This window comes from Nocardia sp. NBC_01499, from assembly GCF_045040275.1.
Classification (GTDB): Bacteria; Actinomycetota; Actinomycetes; order Mycobacteriales; family Mycobacteriaceae; genus Nocardia.
On sequence record NZ_CP109426.1, the window covers coordinates 7,342,949 to 7,363,584 of the forward strand.

Below are 20,636 nucleotides of genomic sequence, written 5' to 3' on the forward strand. Positions count from 1 at the left end.
ACGCCATGCTCCGGCTGATGCGATGCCTGGTTCCTCTCCTCGCGGTTGTCGCCGCGCTCGTCCCGGTCACGACGGCCGCCGCGGACCCCGATTCCCGCATCCTGGATGTGCGGCCGCTCGGCGGGCGGGAACTGGAGGTCGTCGTGCAGTCGGCGGCCATGAACAAGCCGATCACGCTGTGGATGTCGCATCCCGGCTCCGGCGCGCCCGCGCTGTATCTGCTCAACGCGGTCGACGGCGGCGAGGACGGCGGGCCGTGGACGCGGCGCACCGACGTCGCGCAGTTCTTCGCGGACAAGAACGTCAACGTGATCGTGCCGATGGGCGGACGGGCCAGCTACTACACCGACTGGCTGCGCGACGACCCGGCGCTCGGCCGCAACCAGTGGACCACCTTTCTGACCAAGGAACTGCCGCCGTTGTTAGCGGCGAAGTTCGGGATGACGGGCCGCAATGCCATTGCGGGACTGTCCATGTCGGCGACCTCGGCGCTGAACCTCGCGACCGGCGCACCCGGCCTCTACCAGGCGGTCGGCGCCTACAGTGGCTGCCCGCGCACCAGTGATCCGGTGGCGCAGGCGTATGTCTCGGCACAGCTCGCGGTGTTCGGCGCGAACGCGTCGAACATGTGGGGCGGACCGGACAATCCGGCCTGGGCCGAGCACGATCCGATGCTGCAGGCCGAACACCTGCGCGGCCTGGCGCTTTACATTTCGTCGGGCAACGGCGTGCCCGGTGAGCACGACAACCTCGGCGACACCGGCGTCGACGGCAACCCGGCCCGCCTGGCCGACCGGCTGCTGGTCGGCGGCGTGATGGAGACCGTCGTCGGCGGCTGCACCCGGCCGTTCGTTGACCGGCTGCACGAGCTCGGCATCCCGGTCACCGCGAACCTGCGCCCGGCGGGCACCCACGCCTGGACCTACTGGCAGGACGACGTGCACCAGTCCTGGCCGCTGTTCGCCGCGGCGATCGGCGCTTAAGGGTTCGTCGGCCCGAACATGTCGGTGCCATGGCCGACAATCTCGTTATGGCGTACGACGAGGAACTGGCCGACCGCATCCGGCTGCTGATCAAGCCGGGGCCGGAGCTGTCCGAACGGAAGATGTTCGGCGGCCTGGCCTTCCTGATCGGCGGCAATATGGCGGTGGCGGCCAGTAGGCAGGGCGGTCTGATGGTCCGGGTCGACCCGGAGGACAGCGACGAGCTGCTCGCCATCGAGTTCGTGGAGCCGATGGTGATGGGTGGCCGGGACATGGCCGGCTGGCTGCGCGTCACCGCCGAGGCGGCCGACGATGACACGGTGCTGCGCGAGTGGGTTGACCGCGGCGTGGGTTACGCGCGGTCGCTGCCGCCGAAAAAGAAGAAGTAGTTCGCCTCAGCCGCGCACCTGCCTGCGGTAGGTGACCTTGTCGAACTCGCGGCCGTACTCGTCGACGGCGGTCACGTCCATCTCACTGGCGAAGATGCCGGGCCGGACGTCGACGCGCAGGAACGAGTAGTTGCGGAACCGCACCCGCGACCACGGTGCCGCCTCGTCCTGCTTGTCGCCACCGGACGACCACACGTAGCTGTTGGGTACCGAGGTGTCCGGTATCTCGTTGCCGCGGTAGGACTCCCGCGATCCCGGCTGGAAGTCGTAGCGGGGACGGCCGCCACCGCCGACCGTGTAGTACACCGTGCCGTCGGTCTCCGGGTAGACCACGGAGTTGTCGCCGGCGACCTTCGTCGCGGCATTGCCGCGGATCGGGTCAGTGCGTTCGAAGACGTGATTGTGGCCCTGCAGCACCAGATCCACCTGGTAGCGGTCGAACAGCGCCACCCAGGCGTCGCGCACCCCGCCGTCGCTGGCGTGCGCGTCGGTCGTCGAATAGGCGCAGTGGTGGAAGAAACAGACGAGGAAGTCGATAGCGGGGTTCGCGCGATAGGCGGCCAGCGTGCGCTCCACCCAACTCGTCTGTGCCCCACCGGAATACCCGGTGTTGGCGCGAATCTCATAGGAGACGTCGTTGGCGTCGAGCGAGAGCACCGCGACATTGCCGTAGGTGAACGAATACGCCGACGGACAGCCGGACGGCCCATTGCCGGGCAGGTCGAGCCGCGCCGCATGCCCGCCATAGCCGAGGGCGCCGTAGGTCGCCTCCATGTCGTGGTTGCCGGTCGCGAACATCCACGGTGTCTGGGCGGCACTGGCCTCGATGGCGCCGAAGTAGACGTCCCACACGTACGGGTTGAACTTGTCGAAGCCGTCCGGGAGTTGCCCACTGTGCGAAACGAATTGGGCGGGCTTGCCTGCGCCGGACGGATCGGCGTAGGCGATATCGCCGGCCAGGATGTGGAAATCCGGCTTGGCCGAGGCGATTTGGCGCAGCACGTTGGTCGCGTGCGGTGCGTTCGGCTCGTTGTCGGCCTTGTAGTACTTGTCGTCGTAGTCGCCGGGCACGAGACCCGCTGGCAGCGCGGGTGTTTCGTCGGTGCCCTGGTCGCCCATCATGGTGAAGCGGAACGGCACGATCGCGGCCCGCGCGGTGGGCATCGCGGTGGCGGCGGCGCGGATATCACCGGTGAACCCGTCGGCGGTGCGCCAACGATAGAAGTGCGGCACCCGGCCGGGCAGTCCGTCCACCGGCGCGTGCGCGTAAAACTGTTCGGCCGCAAGGACTCCGCCGTCGCTGCTCGGCAGCTGGGTCAGCAGATTGCGTACCTCGGCCTCCACCGTCGCACCGAGGCCCGGTGTCGGGCCGTGATCGAGAAACACCTTGGTGCCCGCGGGCTGCCTGGACAGCTGGGCCGCGAAGCGCAGCTGGCTGGTCGAGTCTGGCCCGAACCCGACGTGCCGGCCGCCGACGGCGAGCTGCGCGTCCTGGGCGTAGGCGCGCTTACCGAACGGCGACGTGCCGACCGCCGCCACGGCCGCGGCAGCCGCGGCGCCGCGCAGGATGTTGCGGCGCGTCACCGGGTGTCGTCGCAGATAGTCGCGATGCCAGGCATGCTGCTCGGCCATTGTCATGTCGGCGGAAAGCCCGCCTGGGATTCCGGTTTCCGGAATATCGCCTACGGGGTTCAGCGGGTTCGACGCCATAACGACCGATGTTGGACCGCTCGAGCGCACCCGGCAACTCGACACCGCGAGCCGAGTGCGAACACTGGGTGAACTCTGTCCATCCTGGCACGGTCGTGCAGACGCTCCCGTCACCAGCTCGCATCCCGGAATTCGGCCACCACCAGGTGTGATTCACCTGTTCCGGTAAGCCGTCCAGCCCGATATGCTCCCGCGATGACGCCCTTCATCCGCGGATCCGCCGCCGTCATCACCCTCGGCACCGCCCTCTGCGTTGGTGCCCCCGCCAGCGCCACTCCCGGCACGGACATCACCGCCGTCACCCTCGCGGCAGCCCAGATCCCCGCCGGACTCCTCCCTTTCGTCGCGGGCACCGACCTCGTTGTCCGCGAAATCACTATCGCCCCAGGCGGTTCCACCGGTTGGCACTATCACGACGGCCCCGTCTTCGGCATCATCCGCGCAGGCACCCTCACCCACCCTGGCCCCGACTGCGTCGCCCCCGTCTATCACGCGGGTGACTTCATCTATGAACCCGCAGGCGCCTGGAACGTCCACATCGGCCGCAACCTAGGCCCCGACCCCCTCATCCTCGACGTCGTCTACGCCCCGCCCACCGCCAAACCCCTCTTCGAGGACGCCCCCGCCCCACCCTGCGCCTAGCCGGTGCTAGATCGCCAAATGTGACTCGAACATACTTTCGATTCTCGAGGTATCTTCGTCGGCATGGTCGGTTCCCAACATGAAGCGTTGCACCGGATCTTCCAGCACCACCCAGCGATGTTCGCGCGCGCGTTCCGCGCGTTGGACGTCCCCCTGGGCGACCCGAGCGAAGTAGCTTTGCTACCAACCGATCTCACCGAGATCAGACCGCTCGAGCGCCGAGTGGACACCCTATTACGGTTCACCGTGCCGACGGGCCAGTTTCTGCTTTTGGTCGAGGCACAAGGTGAAGCCGACTCGGACAAGCCCTCGGCGTGGGCGTACTACCTAGCCCACGCCCACGCGAAGTACCGCCTTCCCGCGGTGCTGCTGGTCGTCTGCCATGACCGCCGCACTGCGGAATGGGCCGCCCGCGTCGTGCCGCTCGGCCCATCGTTCTGGGCCGGCAGCCTCACCATGTCCCCCCTCGTCCTAGGCCCCGATAACGTCCCCGTCGTCACCGACCCGGCCACCGCGGCCGCCGACATCCCCCTAGCCGCCCTCTCCGCAATGACGCACGCCAACGACCCCAGCATTGATGCGATACTGAAGTCGCTGGCCGCCGCACTGCGGGAGATCGACGAAGAGGACGCCCACGTCTTCGCCGAACTCACCGAACTCGGCCTCGGCAACAGCCAGGCCCTCGACACTTGGAGGCAACTGATGACGCTCGACCTGTCGTTCTTCCGCTCGGAAACCTCGCAGCGCCTGCGTGACGAGGGGCGGACCGAGGAGGTTGCTGGAAGCATCCTGCGGGTCCTGGAGCGTCGCGGATTCGCTATTGGCGATGATGTGCGAGACCGGGTCACGTCGTGCACCGACCTTGATGTGCTGCGCGGCTGGCTCGATCAATCGGTGACGGTTGCCACGGTCGCTGAACTTTTCGAGGTCTAATGGCGGAGATCTATGTCCACCAGTCCGTCTTGGATGAGATTTCTCGGCGGGTGCATGAGCTGCGGCGAGAATCAGTAGTAGCACAGGTAATCCAAGAATGCATTCTCGAGGTCCTGCATGTGCGAGAGATCGAAGTCCCACCCGATGTTCGTACTCACATCACGTCATACCTAGACCCGAAGGTGGTGCTTCCGTGGCTCCATCGTGCGGTGACCGCAACCGAGATCTCTGACCTCTTCATCGACGACCAGGCGTAGTCGAGCGAGCTTTCTTTCGAGGGATTCGGCTAGATAGGTCGAAGCGGTGCGGATGGCTCCGACCAGGGGGTGACAGCACGTCACATCATCGATAAGGAGCCATCATGTCCGTCAATACTTTCCTCTGGTTCGACAGTGCGGCTGAAGAAGCGGCCGCTCTGTACACCGCGGTGGTGCCGAACTCGCGGATCACCGACGTTTCGCGTAACTCGGATGGGGCGGCATTTGTCGTGTCGCTCGATCTCGACGGGCATGCGGTCACGCTGATGAACGGTGGGCCGGGGCATTCGTTCACCGACGCGGCCTCGTTGCAGGTTGTGGTCGAGACGCAGGAGGAGATCGACCGGCTGTGGGATGCCCTGACCGAGGGCGGCGAGCCTGGCCCGTGCGGCTGGCTGACCGACCGCTATGGCCTGTCTTGGCAGATCGTGCCCGCCGCGCTGCCCACCCTGATGGGCAGCGATGATCCCGCGAAGTCCATCGCCGTCGGGACGGCACTGCGCAGCATGTCCAAGCTTGATATCAAGACTCTCCAGGACGCGTACGACAACGCGTAAACGCGGGGGTTATGGTCGGGTTCATGGCGGAATTCGAAGCGACGATCGAGTCCGGGGCCGGTGGCGGGGCGTATGTCGCGGTGCCGGACGAGGTCGTTGTCGCGCTGGGCGGCGGCGGCCGGATCCCGGTCACGGCGTCCTTCGACGGCGTCGAGTACCACGGCTCCATCGCCGACATGGGTTCCGGACCCTGCCTCGGCGTGCTGAAGGCGATCCGCACCGAGCTGGGTAAGCAGCCCGGTGACCGGGTCGTGGTCACGGTGGCGCGTGACGACACAGCGCGAACCGTCGAGGTACCGGACGACCTGGCCGCAGCATTGCGCTCCGCCGGTCTAGCAGCCGCCTTCGACAAGCTGTCCTATTCGCGACGGCGCGAACACGTCACGGCGGTCATCGACGCCAAGCGTGCGGAGACCCGCGCCCGGCGGATCACGAAGGTTGTCGAGGCACTGAGCTGATCTTGCTTATCCGGCCGCCGGGTCGATGTCGGCGAACGTGTCGACCCAACGATGCGGTGGGCGTGGGGGATTGGGCTCACCTGGCCGGGCGAGTCCAATCGCATGCCAACCCGCGGCGACGGCCGCGTCGACCTCATCCGGATGGTCGGACAGGAACAGGATGCGGTCACCGGGGACACCGATCGCGCCCGCGATCTTCTCGTACGACGAGGGCTCACGCTTACCGCCCGCGGTGGACAGATCGAAGTGCCCGCTGATCAGCGAGGCCAGTTCACCGCCGCGCGCGAACGTGAACCAATCCTGTTGGTTACGAACAGATCCCGACGAATACACGTACAACGCGAGACCCTCCGCATGCCAGGCGCGTAGCGCGGGCGGCACATCGGCGAAGAACTCACCGTGCAGCGCGCCGCTACGGAAGCCCTCCGCACAGATCAGGCCTTGGGCCGCCTTCAGCGACTCGGCTTTGACGTCGGAGTCGAGCCAGCCCCGCAGAATGCCCGCGACCTCATCGGTATCGGCATCGGGCCGCCCGGCCTGCGCACGGGCGGCGGCGATGATGGGAGCCGCCGCGTCCGTGCGGTTTTCGGCCAACCACGCCGGAAGCCGTTCGCGCGTATAGCCGTACAGGTCTTCGCGCACCGAACTGGTTGGGCTGGTTGTTCCTTCGATATCGACAACTACCGTCGTGATCATGAGGCGGTGAGCAGTTCGTCGAGGGTCGGGAACCCTTCGCTGATCCGGTCGCCGCTGAAATCGCCGACCCAGCCGTCCTCCTCCTCGAAGAAGCGGATGGCGATGAAATCGGGTCGACCGCCCATATCGAACCAGTGCAGGGTGCCCGCTGGCACCGAGAGCAGGTCGCCGCCCTCGCAGACGACGGCCAGCACCTCGTGCCCGAGGTGCAGATAGAAGCAGCCGCGTCCGGCGGCGAAGTAGCGGACCTCGTCCTCGGCGTGCCGGTGCTCGTTGAGGAACTTCTCCCGCGCGCCCTTGGCGATCTGCGGCCACTCGGGGTTGGCGTCGTCCGGGTGGATGCGGGCGATGTCGATGTGCTTGTAGCGTCCGGACTCGTTCAGCTCGGCGACCTGGTCGGTGTAGTGCGCGAGCAGCTCATCGGAGGCGACCGCCGCCGCGTTGTCCACCACCGGCCAGCGGCCGAAAGTGATGCCGTGCTTTGCCAATTCGGTGCCGATCACCGCGTCGTCGGTGGTACGTACCCGCACGTCGGCCGGGTTGTCGGCGGCCATCACCTGGAGCAGGGTCATGTCAGTCCAATCTCGAGAGTCTCGTCGCTGGCACCGAAGGCCTGCCGACGCCCGGTGCGGGCCACCAGCTCGCACAGGGCCTCTAGACATTCGGCGCGATCGCGCGCCTGAGAAATATTGTCCCCCCACGCGGTGATCCCGTGGCCCGCGATGAACAGGACCGGCGGAGCGGCGGGGTGGTCGGTGAGATAGCGCTCGATGTCGGTACCGATGCGCGGCACATCGGACCAGTTGGGGAACACCGGGATATCGATGGCCGCCGGATCGGTGCCGCCGAGGCCCTTGATCAGCTCGTAGTCGGTGATACGCAGGGTGGTCACCGCATCGGACGCGCCGGATCGGGTGGCCAGCGCGGTGGCGTAGGGCGGATGAATGTGCACGACCGCCTGCGCGGTGGTGGCTCGGTACGCGGCAGTGTGAATTGTGGTCTCCGCCGACGGTTTCCGGCTGCTGGCGGAGACCGGCGTCGAATCGGCAACCCGGACGGTCACCATATCGTGTTCGGTGAGTTCACCTTTGGACAAGCCGCTGCCGGTGATCACGGCGGTCTCGCCGGTCCGCACCGAGATATTGCCTGCGGTACCCGGCATCCAGCCGCGCTGGTACAGCCCGCGCGCGATATCGGCAATTACCTTGCCTGGCAGCGGATTACCGCCGGTGCTGGCGTCATCGACGGATCTGGTCGATCCTGCCTGATGCACCACGCCCAACTCCGTGACGACCGCCGTCACCAAATCCCCTGGCGTCACATCGAACGCCGGATTGAACACCTCGGTCCCCTCGGGAGCCGTTGCGACACCGCCGAATCCGATCACCTCGGTGGCGGCCCGCTCCTCCACCACGATGTCGCGCCCGGTCGCCATATTCGGATCGCGGGTCGATTCCGGCGCGACCACGATGAACGGAATGTCGTGCTGGCGAGCCGCGAGCGCGAGCGCGTACGTGCCGATCTTGTTCGCCACATCGCCGTTCACGGTGACCCGATCCGCGCCGACCAGCACGCAGTCGACCTGCCCGGTCGCCATCGCCCATGCCGCGGCGGAATCGATGGTCAGTCGATGCGGGATGCCGGCCTCGGCGAGCTCCCAGGTGGTGAGCCGCGCGCCCTGCAGCAGCGGGCGCGTCTCGTCGACCAGGACGTTCTCGATCGCGCCTCGATCGGACAGCACCCGAAGCGTGCCGATCGCGGTACCGAACGCGCTCGTCGCGAGCCGTCCGGTGTTGCAGTGGGTGAGCACCCGCAGCGGCCGGTCCGGGCAGAGCCGCTGCACCAGGTCGGCGGCGTGCGTCGCGGCGGCCCGGTTGACCCGGCCGTCCTCGGCGAGCATGTCCAGGGTTTCGGCGAGCACCGCATCGGCCCCCTGCGCGACCTTGGCGCGCACCCGCTCAACCGCCCACGCGAGGTTTACCGCGGTCGGCCGGGCGGCCGCGATGCGATCGGCGTCGGCCTGCGTCCGAACCTCATCGACCACGCCGTCGACGGTGTGCGCGGCGGTGGCTATGACCACCCCGAACGCCCCGGCGATGCCGATCGCGGGCGCGCCACGGATGGCAAGCACCCGGATTGCGTCGATGACCGCGTCGACCGTGCCGAGCCGCAGCTCGCGGACCTCGTGCGGCAGCCCGCGCTGGTCGATGGTGACCAGCGCACCGTCGTCCCAGATCAGGGAACTGTCGTCCATCAGGCGCATCCTTTATCGCGTGGAGCCGTGTTGTGCCTGGTCAACGGTATCGGACGGAAGCGGCTCCGAGAAAGTCGGCCGCTCACTCCGCAACGAATTCCGCCTCCCGTTCCACCGCCTCGATGGTGCCCGTCGGTACCCGGATCGGGCCGGGGGTGTAGGTGATCGCGCGCAGGGTGCCGGTGTAGCGGAACGCGCCGCGCCGCTGCCGCAGGTCCCACGAGACCGGGCCGCGCGCGTCGACGCCGACGGAGATGCCGGTCCACGGCGACATGCCGACCAGTTGCACCTGGTCGCGGAGTTCGCCGACCCTGGTGCCGTCGACGTCGATGGTGAAGTCCCAGCGCAGGTGCGGGCGTACGGTCGCGGACACCGAGACCCGGCGGGTGCCCGGCGCGAGCGGGCCCGTCGACACCGAGTGGTATCTGCCGTAGCTGTTCACCCCGAACGTCAACCAGCCGTCCTCGATATAGAGGAGGTAGCCGCCGAGCGGATCGCCATGGGCGACAAGGACTCCCTCGTCGCCCGGTCGATAGTTGTCCAGCTCCGCGTTGATCGTGAAGTCCCGGTAGGCGATCAGTCGCTGCGAGCGGTAGCGCTCCAACGTCGGGGTGCCGGGCAGCAGTCGCAGCGGCTCGCTGAAGCGTCGCTCCTCGGGCCGCCTGCGCGCCAGATCCTGTCGGGTGAGCAGCGGGAAAACCGTGTTCGCCCAGGCGGATTCGTCCCAGGCGGCGGCCAGCTCGGCGGCCTTGTCCGGGAACTGTGCCGAAAGGTCGTGCAGCTCGGTCGGATCGGCGCGCACGTCGAACAGCTGCCAGTTCGGCGCGTCGACATCGGCGCCGCGCTCGTGCAGGGACAGCAGCTTCCAGCCGTCGCGGTAGAAGCCGCGATGCCCGGTCATCTCGGAGTACTGCTCGGTGTGCCTGGTGGGTGCGCTCGGGTCGCGCAGCAGTTCGGCGGCGGAGACGCCGTCGAAGTCCTTGGCGGGCAGGCCGTTACGTACGCTGGGCCGTCTGAGCCCGGCCAGTTCCAGCAGGGTCGGCGCCAGGTCGGTGACGTAGGCGTATTCGTGGCGGATGCCGTTGTCGTCGTCGGTGCGCGGCAGCCCCTTCGGCCAGGACACCAGCAGCGGCACCCGCACACCGCCCGCGAAGGTCTGCCCCTTGTAGAAGCGGAACGGCGTGTTCGACGCCTGTCCCCAGCCGCGCGGGTAGTGCACGCCCAGTTGCGCGGTGCCGATCAGCTCCTCGTCGAGCGGGACATCGCCGACCCAATCCGGGTCGTCGATGTGCGCGAACTCGGCGAAGTAGGTGCGGGTTCCCTCCGGGCCGCCCTCGGCGGTGCCGCCGTTGTCGGAGGTGAACACCACGATGGTGTTGTCGAGTTCGTCGAGCTGTTCGAGGGTGTCGAGGATGCGGCCGAGGCTCTGGTCGATGCTGTCGACCATGCCCGCGTACACCTCCATGTACCTGGCGAAACGGCGCTGCTGCGCCTCGGTGAGCGAATCCCATTCCGCCGCTTCATAACCGGGCTCGGTGTTGCGCGGCTTCTGCGCGGTGCCCTCGGGGAACAGGCCCTGCGCGAGCTGAGCGGCGAACCTGTTCTGCCGCAACTTGTCCCAGCCCTCGGCGTAGCGGCCGCGATACTTGGCCAGGTCGTCGGGCTTGGCCTGCAACGGGCCGTGCATGGCGACGTGCGCGAAGTAGAGGAAGAACGGCTTGGCCGAATCGTGTGCGCGCAGATCCTTGATGTAGGAGATCGCCTTGTCGGTCAGATCGTCGGTGAGGTAGTAGTCCTCCTGGTACTCCTCGACATCGACCACAGAACTGTCCGACACCAGCTGATTCGGGTAGTAGAAGGAGTTCAGGCCCTCCAGCGAGCCGTAGTAGCGGTCGAAGCCGCGCTGGGTCGGCCACGAATCCCGGTGTGCCGCAGGGTTCATCGTGGCGTCGCGCACCAGATGCCATTTGCCGACCGCGTACGTCGCGTATCCGTTGCCGCGCAGTATCTCCGGCAGCGTCAGCACATCGTCGGCGAGTTCCAGTCGCAGGCCGGGATATCCGGGATCGGCATTGGCGACGAAGCCGAAACCCGCGCGGTGCGAGTTGATTCCGGTCAGCAGCGCGGCCCGCGACGGCGAGCACAGCGGGGTGGTGTGGTAATTCGTCAGGCGGACACCGCGCGCGGCGAGCCGATCCAGTGTCGGCGTGTCGATTTCGGAGCCGAACGGGCCGATATCGCTGTATCCCATATCGTCGACCAGCACCACGATGATGTTCGGTGCGTCGGCCGGTGCCGTCGGCGGATAGGTCCACTCGGGGGTCGAATCGGCGGTGGTGCGTCCGATGGTGCCGGAGAAGGACTCGTAACCGCGCGCATGGGAGGGAACAGGCATCCTTCCAGGAAACAGTGGAATATGACCAGGTCACCAGTATTTCGCGCACGCTGCGCGGAACCGGTGTTCGCCCGATCGCTACCTGTTAGCGTCACCGGCATGGACTCGAATCAGCCCTGCGCACCCCAGGCGGAGTGCGCGCAGGACCCCTGCTGTTCGTGTCGCCCGTCGCGTGGCTGACGCACGCCACCGCTGACTCTTTGCCCTTTTCCCGGCGCCACTGCGGCGCCGTAGTCGGCCCGTCTCCCGGCCGATGTGTCTTCGAGGATCTATCAGATGAGCTCTACCCCCGGCGCATTCGATCGCCGTAACTTCTTGCGTGGCACGGGAATTGCCGCACTCGCGATCTTCGGCACCGGTGCGCTCGCGGCCTGCACGTCGGCGGTGAACGAGCAGAAGTCAGCCGGTGGCGACAATGCCGCGCCGGTGCGCGGCGGCACCTTGAAGGTCGGCACCCCGGTGGATATCGTGCCCGGCAATCTGCTGACCAACACCGGCACGACCCCCGCGCTGATCGGACTGGTCTACGAGACGCTGACCCGCTACCCGAACGACAAGCTGGAACCCGCGCCGCGCCTGGCGAAGTCGTGGGATCTCGCGCCCGATGGGCTCTCCCTCGCCGTCGAACTGCGCGACGACGTCAAGTTCCACAGCGGACGCCCGTTCACCTCGAAGGATGTCGAGTTCTCGCTGCGCACCCACGCCGACCCGAAATGGTCCGCGCAGCTGAAGAGTACGGCCGCGGCGATCACCGGCTTCGACACCAGCGCGCCGCATCGCATCGTGCTCCAGTTCGCCCACCCGCTCGGCAATGTGTTCGACCTGCTCGATAGCGCGCCGATCCTGGACAGCGAATCCATCGACCAGCTCGCGACGGGCGACAAGTTCGTCGGCACCGGCCCGTTCAAGCTGACTCAGCGCATCCCGAACACCCAGCTCGTCTTCGAGAAGAACGAGCAGTACTGGGTGCCTGAGCGTCCGTACCTGGATCGCGTTGAGGTACAGGTCATTCCGGACAGTCAGGCGCTGCTGAACGCGCTGAAGTCCGGTCAGATCGCGGTGGCGCACGACCTCAACTACCGCGACACCGAAAACCTCGCCAAGAACGGCGGATTCAAGGCCATCAACTACGAGGGCGGCGAGCTGCAGCTGTATGTCGGTGCCAACGTGCAGGATCCGGCGTTGGCCGATGTCCGCCTGCGCCAGGTCGTCGCCTACGCGATCGACCGGGAACGGATCATCGCCGAGGTGTTCCGCGGTTCCGGGTACCCGCTGAATCTGCCGTGGCCCAAGACCTCTCCCGCCTTCGACGAGAATCGCAACACCAAATACGCCCGCGACCTCACCAAGGCCAAGCAGTTGCTGGCCCAGCTACCGAAGCCGCCGAAGCTGCCGCTGACCTACGAAACCAGCACGCCCTACTACGAATCAGCCGCGCAGATCGTGCAGGCGAACCTCGCCGAGATCGGCATCGAGGTCACCCTTGACCCGATCGATTCGGCCACCTTCGTCAAACAGCTTGTCGGCGCGCAATTCCCGGGCCTGTGGATCACCGATCACTCGTGGGCGCAGTTCGTGCCGTCCACGCTGACCGTCAGCGCCTACCCGTTCAACGCACGCAAGAACGCCTCGCACTACGAGTCGCCCGCCTATGTCGCGGCGGCCGACGCGGCGTGGCAGGTCACCAAGGGCACCGGGCCCGACGCGGTACGCGCTTACCAGGCCCTCAGCGAACAGCTGCTGGACGGGCTGTTCCTCATCGAGATCGGCGCCAGGTTCAAGCAGGTCGCCACGGCGAGCAAGGTGCACGGGCTGTCCTGGACCAAGCGTCGCGAGACCGTGCTCACCGACGCCTTCCTGGCCTGAGCTCGATGATCCGATATCTGTTGCGGCGCTTGCCCTCCGCCGTCCTGGTGCTGTTCGGCGCCTCGGTGCTGATCTTTCTGCTGTTGCGGTTGGTGCCCGGCGATCCGGCGACCACCCTGGCGGGTGCGGACGCCTCGCCGCAGACGATCGCGGCGATCCGCCATCAGCTCGGGCTGGATCGGTCCATCCCGGCGCAGTACGTAACGTGGCTCGGCGACCTGCTCCGCTTCGATCTCGGCCGCTCCTACCTCATCGGCGGGCAGATCGCCGATCTCGTCGGCCGCGGGCTGACCAATACCGTGGTGCTGACCGGGTCGGCGCTGGTGCTGGCGGTCGTGGTGAGCCTCGTGGTCAGTGTCGTCTCGGTGACGTGGCCGAGCCGCTGGCTGAATACCCTTGTCGCCGCGGCGAATACGGTGGCGATCGCGCTGCCGACCTTCGTGACGAGCGTGCTGCTCGTGCTCGTCTTCGCGGTGGCTGTTCCGGTACTGCCCGCGGGCGGGGTGCCGCCGGATGGTTTCATCGCCCGCCCCGATATCGCGGTGCAGTACCTGCTGTTGCCGTCGATCTGCCTCGCGCTGCCGGTGGCGGCGGCGTTGACGCGCTTCCTCACCGAGTCGCTGCGCACCGAGCTCGGCAAGCAGTACGTGCTCACGGCACGGTCGCTGGGAATCTCGCACTGGCAGATAGTGACTCGCGGTGCCCTACGCAACGCGCTGCCGACCATGTTGACGGCCTTGGGCATACAGACCGGGCAGCTACTCGGTGGTGCCGTGCTTGTCGAGGCCGCGTTCGCGTGGCCAGGCATCGGCCAGCTCATCGAGCAGGGCATCAGCCGACGCGACTATCCCGTCGTGCAGGTGCTGTTGCTGCTGTCGGTTTCGGTGTTCGTGGCGATCCAGCTGCTCACCGATATCGCGCACGCGTACCTGGATCCGCGGATCCGGATCGGGGGCCGGTCATGACCGAGCTTGTGGTGGAATCCGTTGTGCCGGAGGACATTTCCGAGCGTTCGGCACACCCGCTGCTGCGCGCCTTTCGCAGCGGCCAGGGGCTGACCGGCGTGCTGCTCGTCGGCGTGATCGCCGCGGCGGGGATCTTCGCCGGTGTGCTCACCTCCTACGATCCGATCGCGCAGATCCCCGGCGCGAACCTGTTGGGGCCGAGCGGTGCACACTGGCTCGGCACCGATCACCTGAACCGAGATGTGCTCGCGCGGGTGCTGCACGGCATCCGGATCGACCTGCTCATCGTGTTCCTCGCCGTCCCGCTCGGCGCGCTGATCGGTGCGCTGGCCGGGCTGCTGTCGAGCCTGCACGCGGTCGCGGATGTGCTGGCGCAGCGGGTGTTCGACCTCATCCTCGCCTTCCCCGCGCTCATCTTCGCGATCGCGTTGACCGCGATCACCGGGCCGGGTGCGCACGCGGTGGCCGTGGTGATCATCGCGGCGGAGATCCCGATCTTCGGCAGACAGATCCGCACGTCGATCCTGCAGGTGCGCGAGCAGCCGTTCGTCGAGGCCGCCGAGGTGATCGGGGCGGGGCCGTGGTGGACGCTGCGAAAGCATGTGCTGCCCAATGCCGTCGAGCCGCTGGCCGTGCAGCTGGCGTTGTCCATGTCGGTCGCGGTGTTCCTCGAAGGCGCGATGAGCTTCATCGGCATCGGGGTACGTCCGCCGGATCCCTCACTGGGATCGCTGATTTCGGAGTCCATCGGCAATCTGGACGCCAACCCGGCGATGGCGATCGGCCCGCTGGCCGTGGTCGCCGGGCTGACCCTCGGATTTCTGTTGATCGCCCAGGCGCTTGGCCGGGCCAGGAGGATCGGATGACCGAGGACGCGCTGCTCGAGATCCGAGATCTGGTGGTGCGCTTCGGCACCCGCACCGTAGTGGATGGAATCGGTTTCGCTGTTCACCGCGGCGAAGTCGTCGCCTTGGTCGGTGAATCGGGTTCCGGCAAGTCGCTCACCGCCCGCGCGGCGCTCGGCCTACTGCCCGACGGAGCGCGAGCGGCCGGATCGATCCGGTTGGGCGACAACGAGATAGTGGACGCACCCGAGTCCGAACTTCGTGGCTTGCGCGGCACCCGCGCGGCAATGGTGTTCCAGGAGCCGCAGACCGCGCTGAACCCGGTGCAGAAGGTCGGCACCCAGATCGTGCGGGCGCTGCGGGCGCATCGCCGGATCTCGAAGGGTGCCGCACGCGCGCGTGCGGTGGAACTGCTTCGGATGGTGGATATTCCGGAGCCGCAGCGCCGCGTCGACTGGTATCCGCACCAGCTCTCCGGCGGCCAGAAGCAACGCGTGGTGATCGCGCTCGCGCTGTCCGGTGAACCGGAGCTGCTGATCGCCGACGAGCCGACCACCGCGCTGGATGTGACGGTGCAGGCGGAGATTCTGGCGCTGCTGCGCACCTTGCGGCGCGATCATGGCACCGCGATCCTGTTCATCACGCATAACCTCGGTGTCGTCGCCGAGATCGCCGACCGGGTGGTGGTGTTGCGGGCCGGGAAGGTGGTCGAGCAGGGTTCGGTGTTCGATGTGTTCGCCGAGCCGCGCGCGGAGTACACCAGGACGTTGCTGGCAGCGGTGCCGCGGCTGCCTCGGGCGGACAGTGTGGTGCCCGGCGGCGACGGGCAGCCCGCAGTGGACGCCCACACGGTCGACAATGCAGGTCAGACGCTGCGGAAAGCCGCAGCAACGGTCAGGGCCGAATCCGAGGCTGTCACCGAACCACCTCCGACCCCGGTACTGCGCATCAGCGATCTGACTGTGGTCTACCAGGGCCGCGGCGGTGCGGGGGAGTTCCGTGCCTTGCACGACGTGTCGCTTACGCTCGCCCCGCGCGAAGTGGTCGGCCTGGTCGGCGAATCCGGTTCCGGCAAGAGCACTCTCGGCCGCACCGCGCTCGGCCTCGTCGCCGCGCAGGCGGGAGAGGTCGAGCTGCAAGGGGTTTCGCTACGCGGGCTCGCCACCAAGGAATTACGTGCGCTGCGTAAGCATGTCGCGCTGGTGCATCAGGATGTCGCCGCATCGCTTGACCCGCGCCGTTCCATCGAGGACGCCATCGGCGAACCGCTGCTGGTGCATCGCGTCGCGTCCGGTTCGCTGGTTCGCGCGAAGGTCGGTGATCTTCTCGAATCCGTCCGGCTGCCCAGGGATTACGCGTCGCGCCGTCCCGGCGAGTTGTCCGGTGGTCAGCGGCAGCGGGTCGCCCTGGCTCGGGCGCTGGCGTTGGCGCCGCGGCTGCTCGTCGCCGACGAACCGACCAGTGCCCTGGATGTTTCGGTGCAGGCGCAGGTGCTCGACCTGTTCGCCGACCTGCGCGACGAGTACGGCTTCGCCTGCCTGTTCATCAGCCACGATCTCGCGGTGGTGCATCAGGTCGCGGATCGAGTTGTGGTGTTGCGCGCCGGGTCGGTGGTCGAAACCGGGCCGGTCGCAGCGGTTTTCGCGCGGCCGAGGGCGGAATACACGCGGCGGCTGCTCGACGCGGTGCCGACGCCCGATCCGGCGGTCGCGCGTGGCCGCGGCGATGGTTCGGTGCTTGTGGCCGTCGGCGCGTAAAACGCATCGGAACGACCACAACCGCAGCCGCCGATTCCACAATGAACCGGCGGCCGCGGTGTAGACCAGTTAGTTCTGGCCCATCCTGCGCTGATCGTCATTGCGCCGGTCGTCGTCCGACTGGCGCTGGTTCGGCATGCGCTGGGCGTCTGAATTTGCGCCGCCGCGGTTCATGCCTTGGTTCCTGTCCTGATCCTGGCGCTGCTGCTGTTGCTGCCGATCCATCTGCCTCGGCGTTTTCTTAGGCGCGTTCTTAGACTTTTCAGCCATCTCCACTCGGTCCTTTCCGGGGATTGATATTCGCCTAACGTCACTCACGATAGCGAGCATTGCGCAATTCCGGAAGGGAAAGTGAAAAAAGGCTGTCACACCGGCGATCCGGGTCATTTCCGCAGGTAGACGCCTTATACACTGGTTAAGGCTTCCGTGCTTCGATAAGGAATCTGGTCGAGTGGGCGACGAATGGGCCATTTTCTGTGATCTCGTCGTGCATCGCGAGCAGGCGGTCGCGGTACCGCTCCACCGTGAAGTCGGGGACCATCCACGGCACCTTCCGCAGGAAGTAAACGACCGCTCCGATATCGCCGAACTCGACGCGTAGCCGTTCGTATCGGAGATCGACGATATCGAGTCCGGCGGCCTTCGCCGCTGCCCGATCATCATCGGGATTGCGGCGCTTACGAATTTCCTCGGTCTGCGCGCCGATGAAATACTCGACGAGTTCGAAAACGCTTGCATCGCCGACATGTTGCGCCAAATAGGTGCCCGACGGCCGAAGTACCCGCGCGATCTCGGACCACCACACGGTAACCGGGTGCCGACTGCTCACCAGATCAAAGGCATTGTCCCCGAATGGCAACGGCGGCTCATCGGGATCGGCGACCAACGCCACCCCGAGCGGATGCAGCAGTCGCGTCGCCTTGGCGATATTCGGCGGCCACGACTCGGTCGCCACCATCAGCGGCGGCAGACTTCCCGCCCCCGCAAGCACCTCCCCGCCCCCCGTCTGAATATCCAGCGCCGCAGCGACTTTCCCCAGCCGCTCCCCAAGCACCCGCTGATACCCCCACGACGGCCGCTCCTCACTGGCCCGCCCATCCAGCCACCCGAAATCCCAACCGGCCACCGAAACAGCCCCGGCCTCCGCCACCAGTTCCGCAAAGCTCCGTCCCATCCCCCAATTGTTGCCGAGTAGTTGCCACCAGAGCAACAGGTTTGTTGCACCACCGACGAGCCGGAACCTGTCGGTGGGCCGCGCGATGATCCCGGTATGTCCAGCAGAATTCCCGGCTTCACCTACGAACGGATCCCGGTGGGTGCGGTGACGCTCAACGCGGCCGTGGCAGGCGCCGGGAAGCCCGTTGTATTGCTGCACGGGTTTCCCCAGACTCATCTGACCTGGCGGCACGTCGCGGCGAATCTGGCAGCCGATCACTTCGTGGTATGTCCGGACCTGCGCGGATACGGGGACAGCGACAAACCGGCCGACGATGCGGACGGCACGGTCTACACCAAGCGGACGATGGCCGCCGACATCGTGACGCTGCTGCGTGCGCTCGGCCACGATCGGTTCGCGCTGGCTGGCCACGATCGCGGTGGACTGGTCGCGTTCCGCGCCGGACTGGATCATTCGGCGGCGATCAGCCACCTCGCGATACTTGATGTGATCCCGGCCGGGGATATGTGGGCGGCGCTGCGCGGTGCGGCCGGCGTGTTCGCGTTCCACCTGTATTTCCTTGCGCAGCAATCGGATCTGCCGACGCGCATGATTCGTGCCGACCCCGACGTGTTCTTCGGGCACTTTCTCGATGGATGGCTGCACGATCCCAGTAGCGTGCCCGCGGAGATCCGGGCGGAATACCTCGCTGCGGCGCGAGCGCCAGGAGCGATCGAGGCGGTCTGTGCCGACTACCGCGCGAGCGCTTTCCTCGACAACGACCACGACGAAGCCGACCGGGCCGTGGGCAACCGGCTGATGATGCCCGTCCTGGCGCTGTGGCAGGACCCGGGGGAGATGCGGCTTCCGTTCGACCCGAAGGCCGTGTGGGCGGCGTGGGCGGCCGATCTACGCACCGCCGCGGTGCGGTGCGGTCATTTCCTGCAAGAAGAGCGGCCCGATGTCGTTGTTGGCGCGCTGCGGGCGTTGATCGATGACTGATCGGGAGTTGTGTCAGCGCGGGAGGGGGAGGAATTCGACGGTTGTGCTGTTGGTGGCGTTGGCGGGGACTATGACGAGGCCGTCGCGGTTTACGAGGCCGCCGAGGTGGGCGGTGCGGATGGTTGGGTCGCCGAGCCAGCCGCCGTGGGGGGCGTGGCGGGCGGGGACGATGCGGGCTACCGGGCCGGATATGTCGGCGGCGTTGTGTAGTGGGCCGAGGAGGGGGTGGCTAGCGGGGCTGCCGGTGCGTCCCTCGACCAGGGCGGGGGCCAGTGCCATCAGGGTGGCTACGGCGGCGAAGGGGTTGCCGGGGAGGCCGAGAACCGTGGTGCCCGTTGACAGTTCGGCGACGAGCGTGGAGCCGCCCGGTCGTAGTCGTAGTCGCTGGACCAGTACTCGTGCCTTGGTGCGGGCCACGGCGGCGCGTAGCTGGTCGGCGGCGCCGCTGCCGGTCGCGCCGACGATGACCAGCAGGTCGCATCCTTGGGCCTCGGTGAGGACCTCGTCGAAACCGTTCGGGGTGTCGCGCAGGTGCACTCGGTCGGCGGTGCGAATCCCGTACCAGGACAGCAGGTCCGGCAGGATCGGACCGATCGAGTCGCGGGTCTGGCCCGCGTGTAACGGACCCTCGCTGCGGATCTCGTCGCCGGTCATCACGATCCGGGCCCGGACCGGTCCGCGCACCGGCGCCGCGGTCACCTCGACGCTCGCCGCCGCGGAGATCAATGCGGCGGTGACCGGAGTTCCTTGCGGCGCAACGAGATCGCCGGGATGACGGTCTTCGCCCCGGCGGCGGACATCGTCGCGGATCGGGGTGTCCGGCAGTCGATGCAGGCTGTCATCCGTTGCCACCCGGACGAATTCGTCGCGAACCACACTGGTGGTGCCGTCCGGTACGTGCGCGCCGGTGGCGATGCGCACCGCCTCGCCTGGCAGCAGCCCGACCGGTCGCTGGCCGCCAGCGAACCCGATATCGCGGCGCAATCGCCACGGCCCGTCGCCCGCTACCGCGTACCCGTCCATCGCGGAGACGTCGAAGCGGGGCAGCGGTCCGACCGCAGCCAGGGGCGCCGCGAGTGCCGCGCCACGCACCGAGCGCAGGTCTGCCTCGTAGGCTGTGAGCCGGGAGAGGTTGTCGCGCAGGATATTCCGTGCCTCGTTGAGCGAGAGCGCCGGTGCCGGGTCGGCGGCGACCGATGCGCGGGCCTGGCGCACCTCCTCGTCGGTATCGCAGTCGGCGACACCGGGCAGCGCGATGATCGCCGAATCGGCCGGAATCAACGCCTTCATCGGCTGATTGATCAGCGAGTCCAAGTGATCGAGCGCCGCGGTCAGCGCGGTGCGCCGCCACACCCCGATCAGATACTGCGGCCGCCCCGACTCGTCCCCAGCGAACACCGCGTCGGCGCCGGATTCGCAGGCATACCTGATCAATTCGCTGACCGACCAGGCGGACAGGAACGGCAGATCCGCCGCGAGCACCACGACCAGCGGCGCCGCCGAGCCGAGCGCGCGCAGTCCTGCACCGATCGCCGCCACCGGCCCGGACCCGGGCGGCACCTCACGCGCCTGTCCGACCTCCGGCGCCAGCTCGGGCCGATGCGGTCCGACCACGACCGTGTGCGCACACGAGGCGACGGCGGTCAGGGCGGCGTCGAGCATGGAGCGACCACCGATGACGATCGCGGGTTTGTCGACCCCGCCCATCCGGCTGGCTCGTCCGCCCGCGAGCACGATCGCGTCGGCAGCGGTCACCGAGCACAACCTCGAG

The 20,636-nt window shown here is 67.5% G+C and carries 19 protein-coding genes; 11 read left to right on the forward strand and 8 right to left on the reverse strand.

All coding sequences use genetic code 11. The annotated features are described in order from the left end of the window. Positions 1-5: 5 nt before the first annotated feature. The gene (locus tag OG203_RS33685) at positions 6-983 is read left to right on the forward strand and encodes an alpha/beta hydrolase (RefSeq protein ID WP_405161249.1); all 978 of its coding nucleotides are present in this window, start codon (positions 6-8) and stop codon (positions 981-983) included. Positions 984-1,030: 47 nt separating this feature from the next. Continuing rightward, positions 1,031-1,372, forward strand: a complete 342-nt coding sequence (locus tag OG203_RS33690) for a TfoX/Sxy family protein (RefSeq protein WP_405161250.1) — start codon at positions 1,031-1,033, stop codon at positions 1,370-1,372. Positions 1,373-1,378: 6 nt separating this feature from the next. Here the strand turns inward: OG203_RS33690 and OG203_RS33695 are convergent, their stop codons facing one another. Then, the gene (locus OG203_RS33695) at positions 1,379-3,082 is read right to left on the reverse strand and encodes a metallophosphoesterase (RefSeq protein ID WP_405161251.1); all 1,704 of its coding nucleotides are present in this window, start codon (positions 3,080-3,082) and stop codon (positions 1,379-1,381) included. Positions 3,083-3,277: 195 nt separating this feature from the next. Here OG203_RS33695 and OG203_RS33700 point away from each other — a divergent pair, with 195 nt between their 5' ends. The 4 genes from OG203_RS33700 (at position 3,278) to OG203_RS33715 (ending at position 5,929) form a co-directional block, all read left to right on the forward strand. After that, on the forward strand, positions 3,278-3,724 hold the full coding sequence (locus OG203_RS33700) for a cupin domain-containing protein (RefSeq protein ID WP_405161252.1): 447 nt from the start codon (positions 3,278-3,280) through the stop codon (positions 3,722-3,724). Positions 3,725-3,841: 117 nt separating this feature from the next. Next, complete coding sequence (locus tag OG203_RS33705; RefSeq protein ID WP_405161253.1) at positions 3,842-4,657, forward strand: hypothetical protein; 816 nt, start codon at positions 3,842-3,844, stop codon at positions 4,655-4,657. Positions 4,658-5,018: 361 nt separating this feature from the next. Further along, positions 5,019-5,471 (forward strand): VOC family protein, encoded by a 453-nt coding sequence (locus OG203_RS33710; RefSeq protein ID WP_405161254.1) that lies wholly within the window; start codon positions 5,019-5,021, stop codon positions 5,469-5,471. 23 nt (positions 5,472-5,494) lie between these two features. Then, complete coding sequence (locus OG203_RS33715) at positions 5,495-5,929, forward strand: YdeI/OmpD-associated family protein (protein WP_405161255.1); 435 nt, start codon at positions 5,495-5,497, stop codon at positions 5,927-5,929. Positions 5,930-5,935: 6 nt separating this feature from the next. On the opposite strand, the gene mtnC is transcribed toward OG203_RS33715, so the two are convergent. The 4 genes from mtnC to OG203_RS33735 all read right to left on the reverse strand — a co-directional run bounded on the left by mtnC (position 5,936) and on the right by OG203_RS33735 (position 11,274). Further along, a complete protein-coding gene (mtnC, locus tag OG203_RS33720) occupies positions 5,936-6,625 on the reverse strand; it encodes an acireductone synthase (protein WP_405161256.1) in 690 nt (229 codons plus the stop codon). Further along, complete coding sequence (locus OG203_RS33725) at positions 6,622-7,197, reverse strand: 1,2-dihydroxy-3-keto-5-methylthiopentene dioxygenase (protein WP_405161257.1); 576 nt, start codon at positions 7,195-7,197, stop codon at positions 6,622-6,624. Before OG203_RS33725 ends, mtnC begins: the two co-directional genes overlap by 4 nt. Next, on the reverse strand, positions 7,194-8,879 hold the full coding sequence (gene mtnA / locus OG203_RS33730) for an S-methyl-5-thioribose-1-phosphate isomerase (protein ID WP_405161258.1): 1,686 nt from the start codon (positions 8,877-8,879) through the stop codon (positions 7,194-7,196). The genes OG203_RS33725 and mtnA overlap by 4 nt, the downstream gene beginning before the upstream one ends. Before the next feature lie 82 nt (positions 8,880-8,961). After that, positions 8,962-11,274 (reverse strand): arylsulfatase, encoded by a 2,313-nt coding sequence (locus OG203_RS33735; RefSeq protein ID WP_405161259.1) that lies wholly within the window; start codon positions 11,272-11,274, stop codon positions 8,962-8,964. A gap of 276 nt (positions 11,275-11,550) precedes the next feature. Between OG203_RS33735 and OG203_RS33740 the strand changes: the two genes are divergently transcribed. From OG203_RS33740 to OG203_RS33755, 4 genes are read left to right on the forward strand one after another with little or no spacing between them, the layout of a single operon-like run. Next, complete coding sequence (locus OG203_RS33740; protein WP_405161260.1) at positions 11,551-13,140, forward strand: ABC transporter substrate-binding protein; 1,590 nt, start codon at positions 11,551-11,553, stop codon at positions 13,138-13,140. Between the two features lie 5 nt (positions 13,141-13,145). After that, a complete protein-coding gene (locus tag OG203_RS33745) occupies positions 13,146-14,105 on the forward strand; it encodes an ABC transporter permease (RefSeq protein ID WP_405161261.1) in 960 nt (319 codons plus the stop codon). Beyond that, complete coding sequence (locus OG203_RS33750) at positions 14,102-14,971, forward strand: ABC transporter permease (RefSeq protein ID WP_405161262.1); 870 nt, start codon at positions 14,102-14,104, stop codon at positions 14,969-14,971. Before OG203_RS33745 ends, OG203_RS33750 begins: the two co-directional genes overlap by 4 nt. Further along, positions 14,968-16,707 carry a dipeptide ABC transporter ATP-binding protein gene (locus tag OG203_RS33755; RefSeq protein ID WP_405161263.1) on the forward strand — a complete coding sequence of 580 codons (1,740 nt, stop codon included), beginning with the start codon at positions 14,968-14,970 and terminating at the stop codon, positions 16,705-16,707. The genes OG203_RS33750 and OG203_RS33755 overlap by 4 nt, the downstream gene beginning before the upstream one ends. A gap of 69 nt (positions 16,708-16,776) precedes the next feature. Here the strand turns inward: OG203_RS33755 and OG203_RS33760 are convergent, their stop codons facing one another. Together OG203_RS33760 and OG203_RS33765 are read right to left on the reverse strand one after the other, a co-directional pair. After that, the gene (locus OG203_RS33760) at positions 16,777-16,977 is read right to left on the reverse strand and encodes a hypothetical protein (RefSeq protein ID WP_405161264.1); all 201 of its coding nucleotides are present in this window, start codon (positions 16,975-16,977) and stop codon (positions 16,777-16,779) included. Positions 16,978-17,122: 145 nt separating this feature from the next. Continuing rightward, positions 17,123-17,881, reverse strand: coding sequence for a methyltransferase domain-containing protein (locus tag OG203_RS33765; RefSeq protein WP_405161265.1), 759 nt, complete (start codon positions 17,879-17,881; stop codon positions 17,123-17,125). Between the two features lie 96 nt (positions 17,882-17,977). Between OG203_RS33765 and OG203_RS33770 the strand changes: the two genes are divergently transcribed. After that, a complete protein-coding gene (locus tag OG203_RS33770) occupies positions 17,978-18,865 on the forward strand; it encodes an alpha/beta fold hydrolase (protein WP_405161266.1) in 888 nt (295 codons plus the stop codon). 12 nt (positions 18,866-18,877) lie between these two features. Here OG203_RS33770 and OG203_RS33775 read toward each other — a convergent pair whose 3' ends face one another. Beyond that, positions 18,878-20,620 (reverse strand): NTP transferase domain-containing protein, encoded by a 1,743-nt coding sequence (locus OG203_RS33775; RefSeq protein ID WP_405161267.1) that lies wholly within the window; start codon positions 20,618-20,620, stop codon positions 18,878-18,880. Positions 20,621-20,636 lie beyond the last annotated feature (16 nt).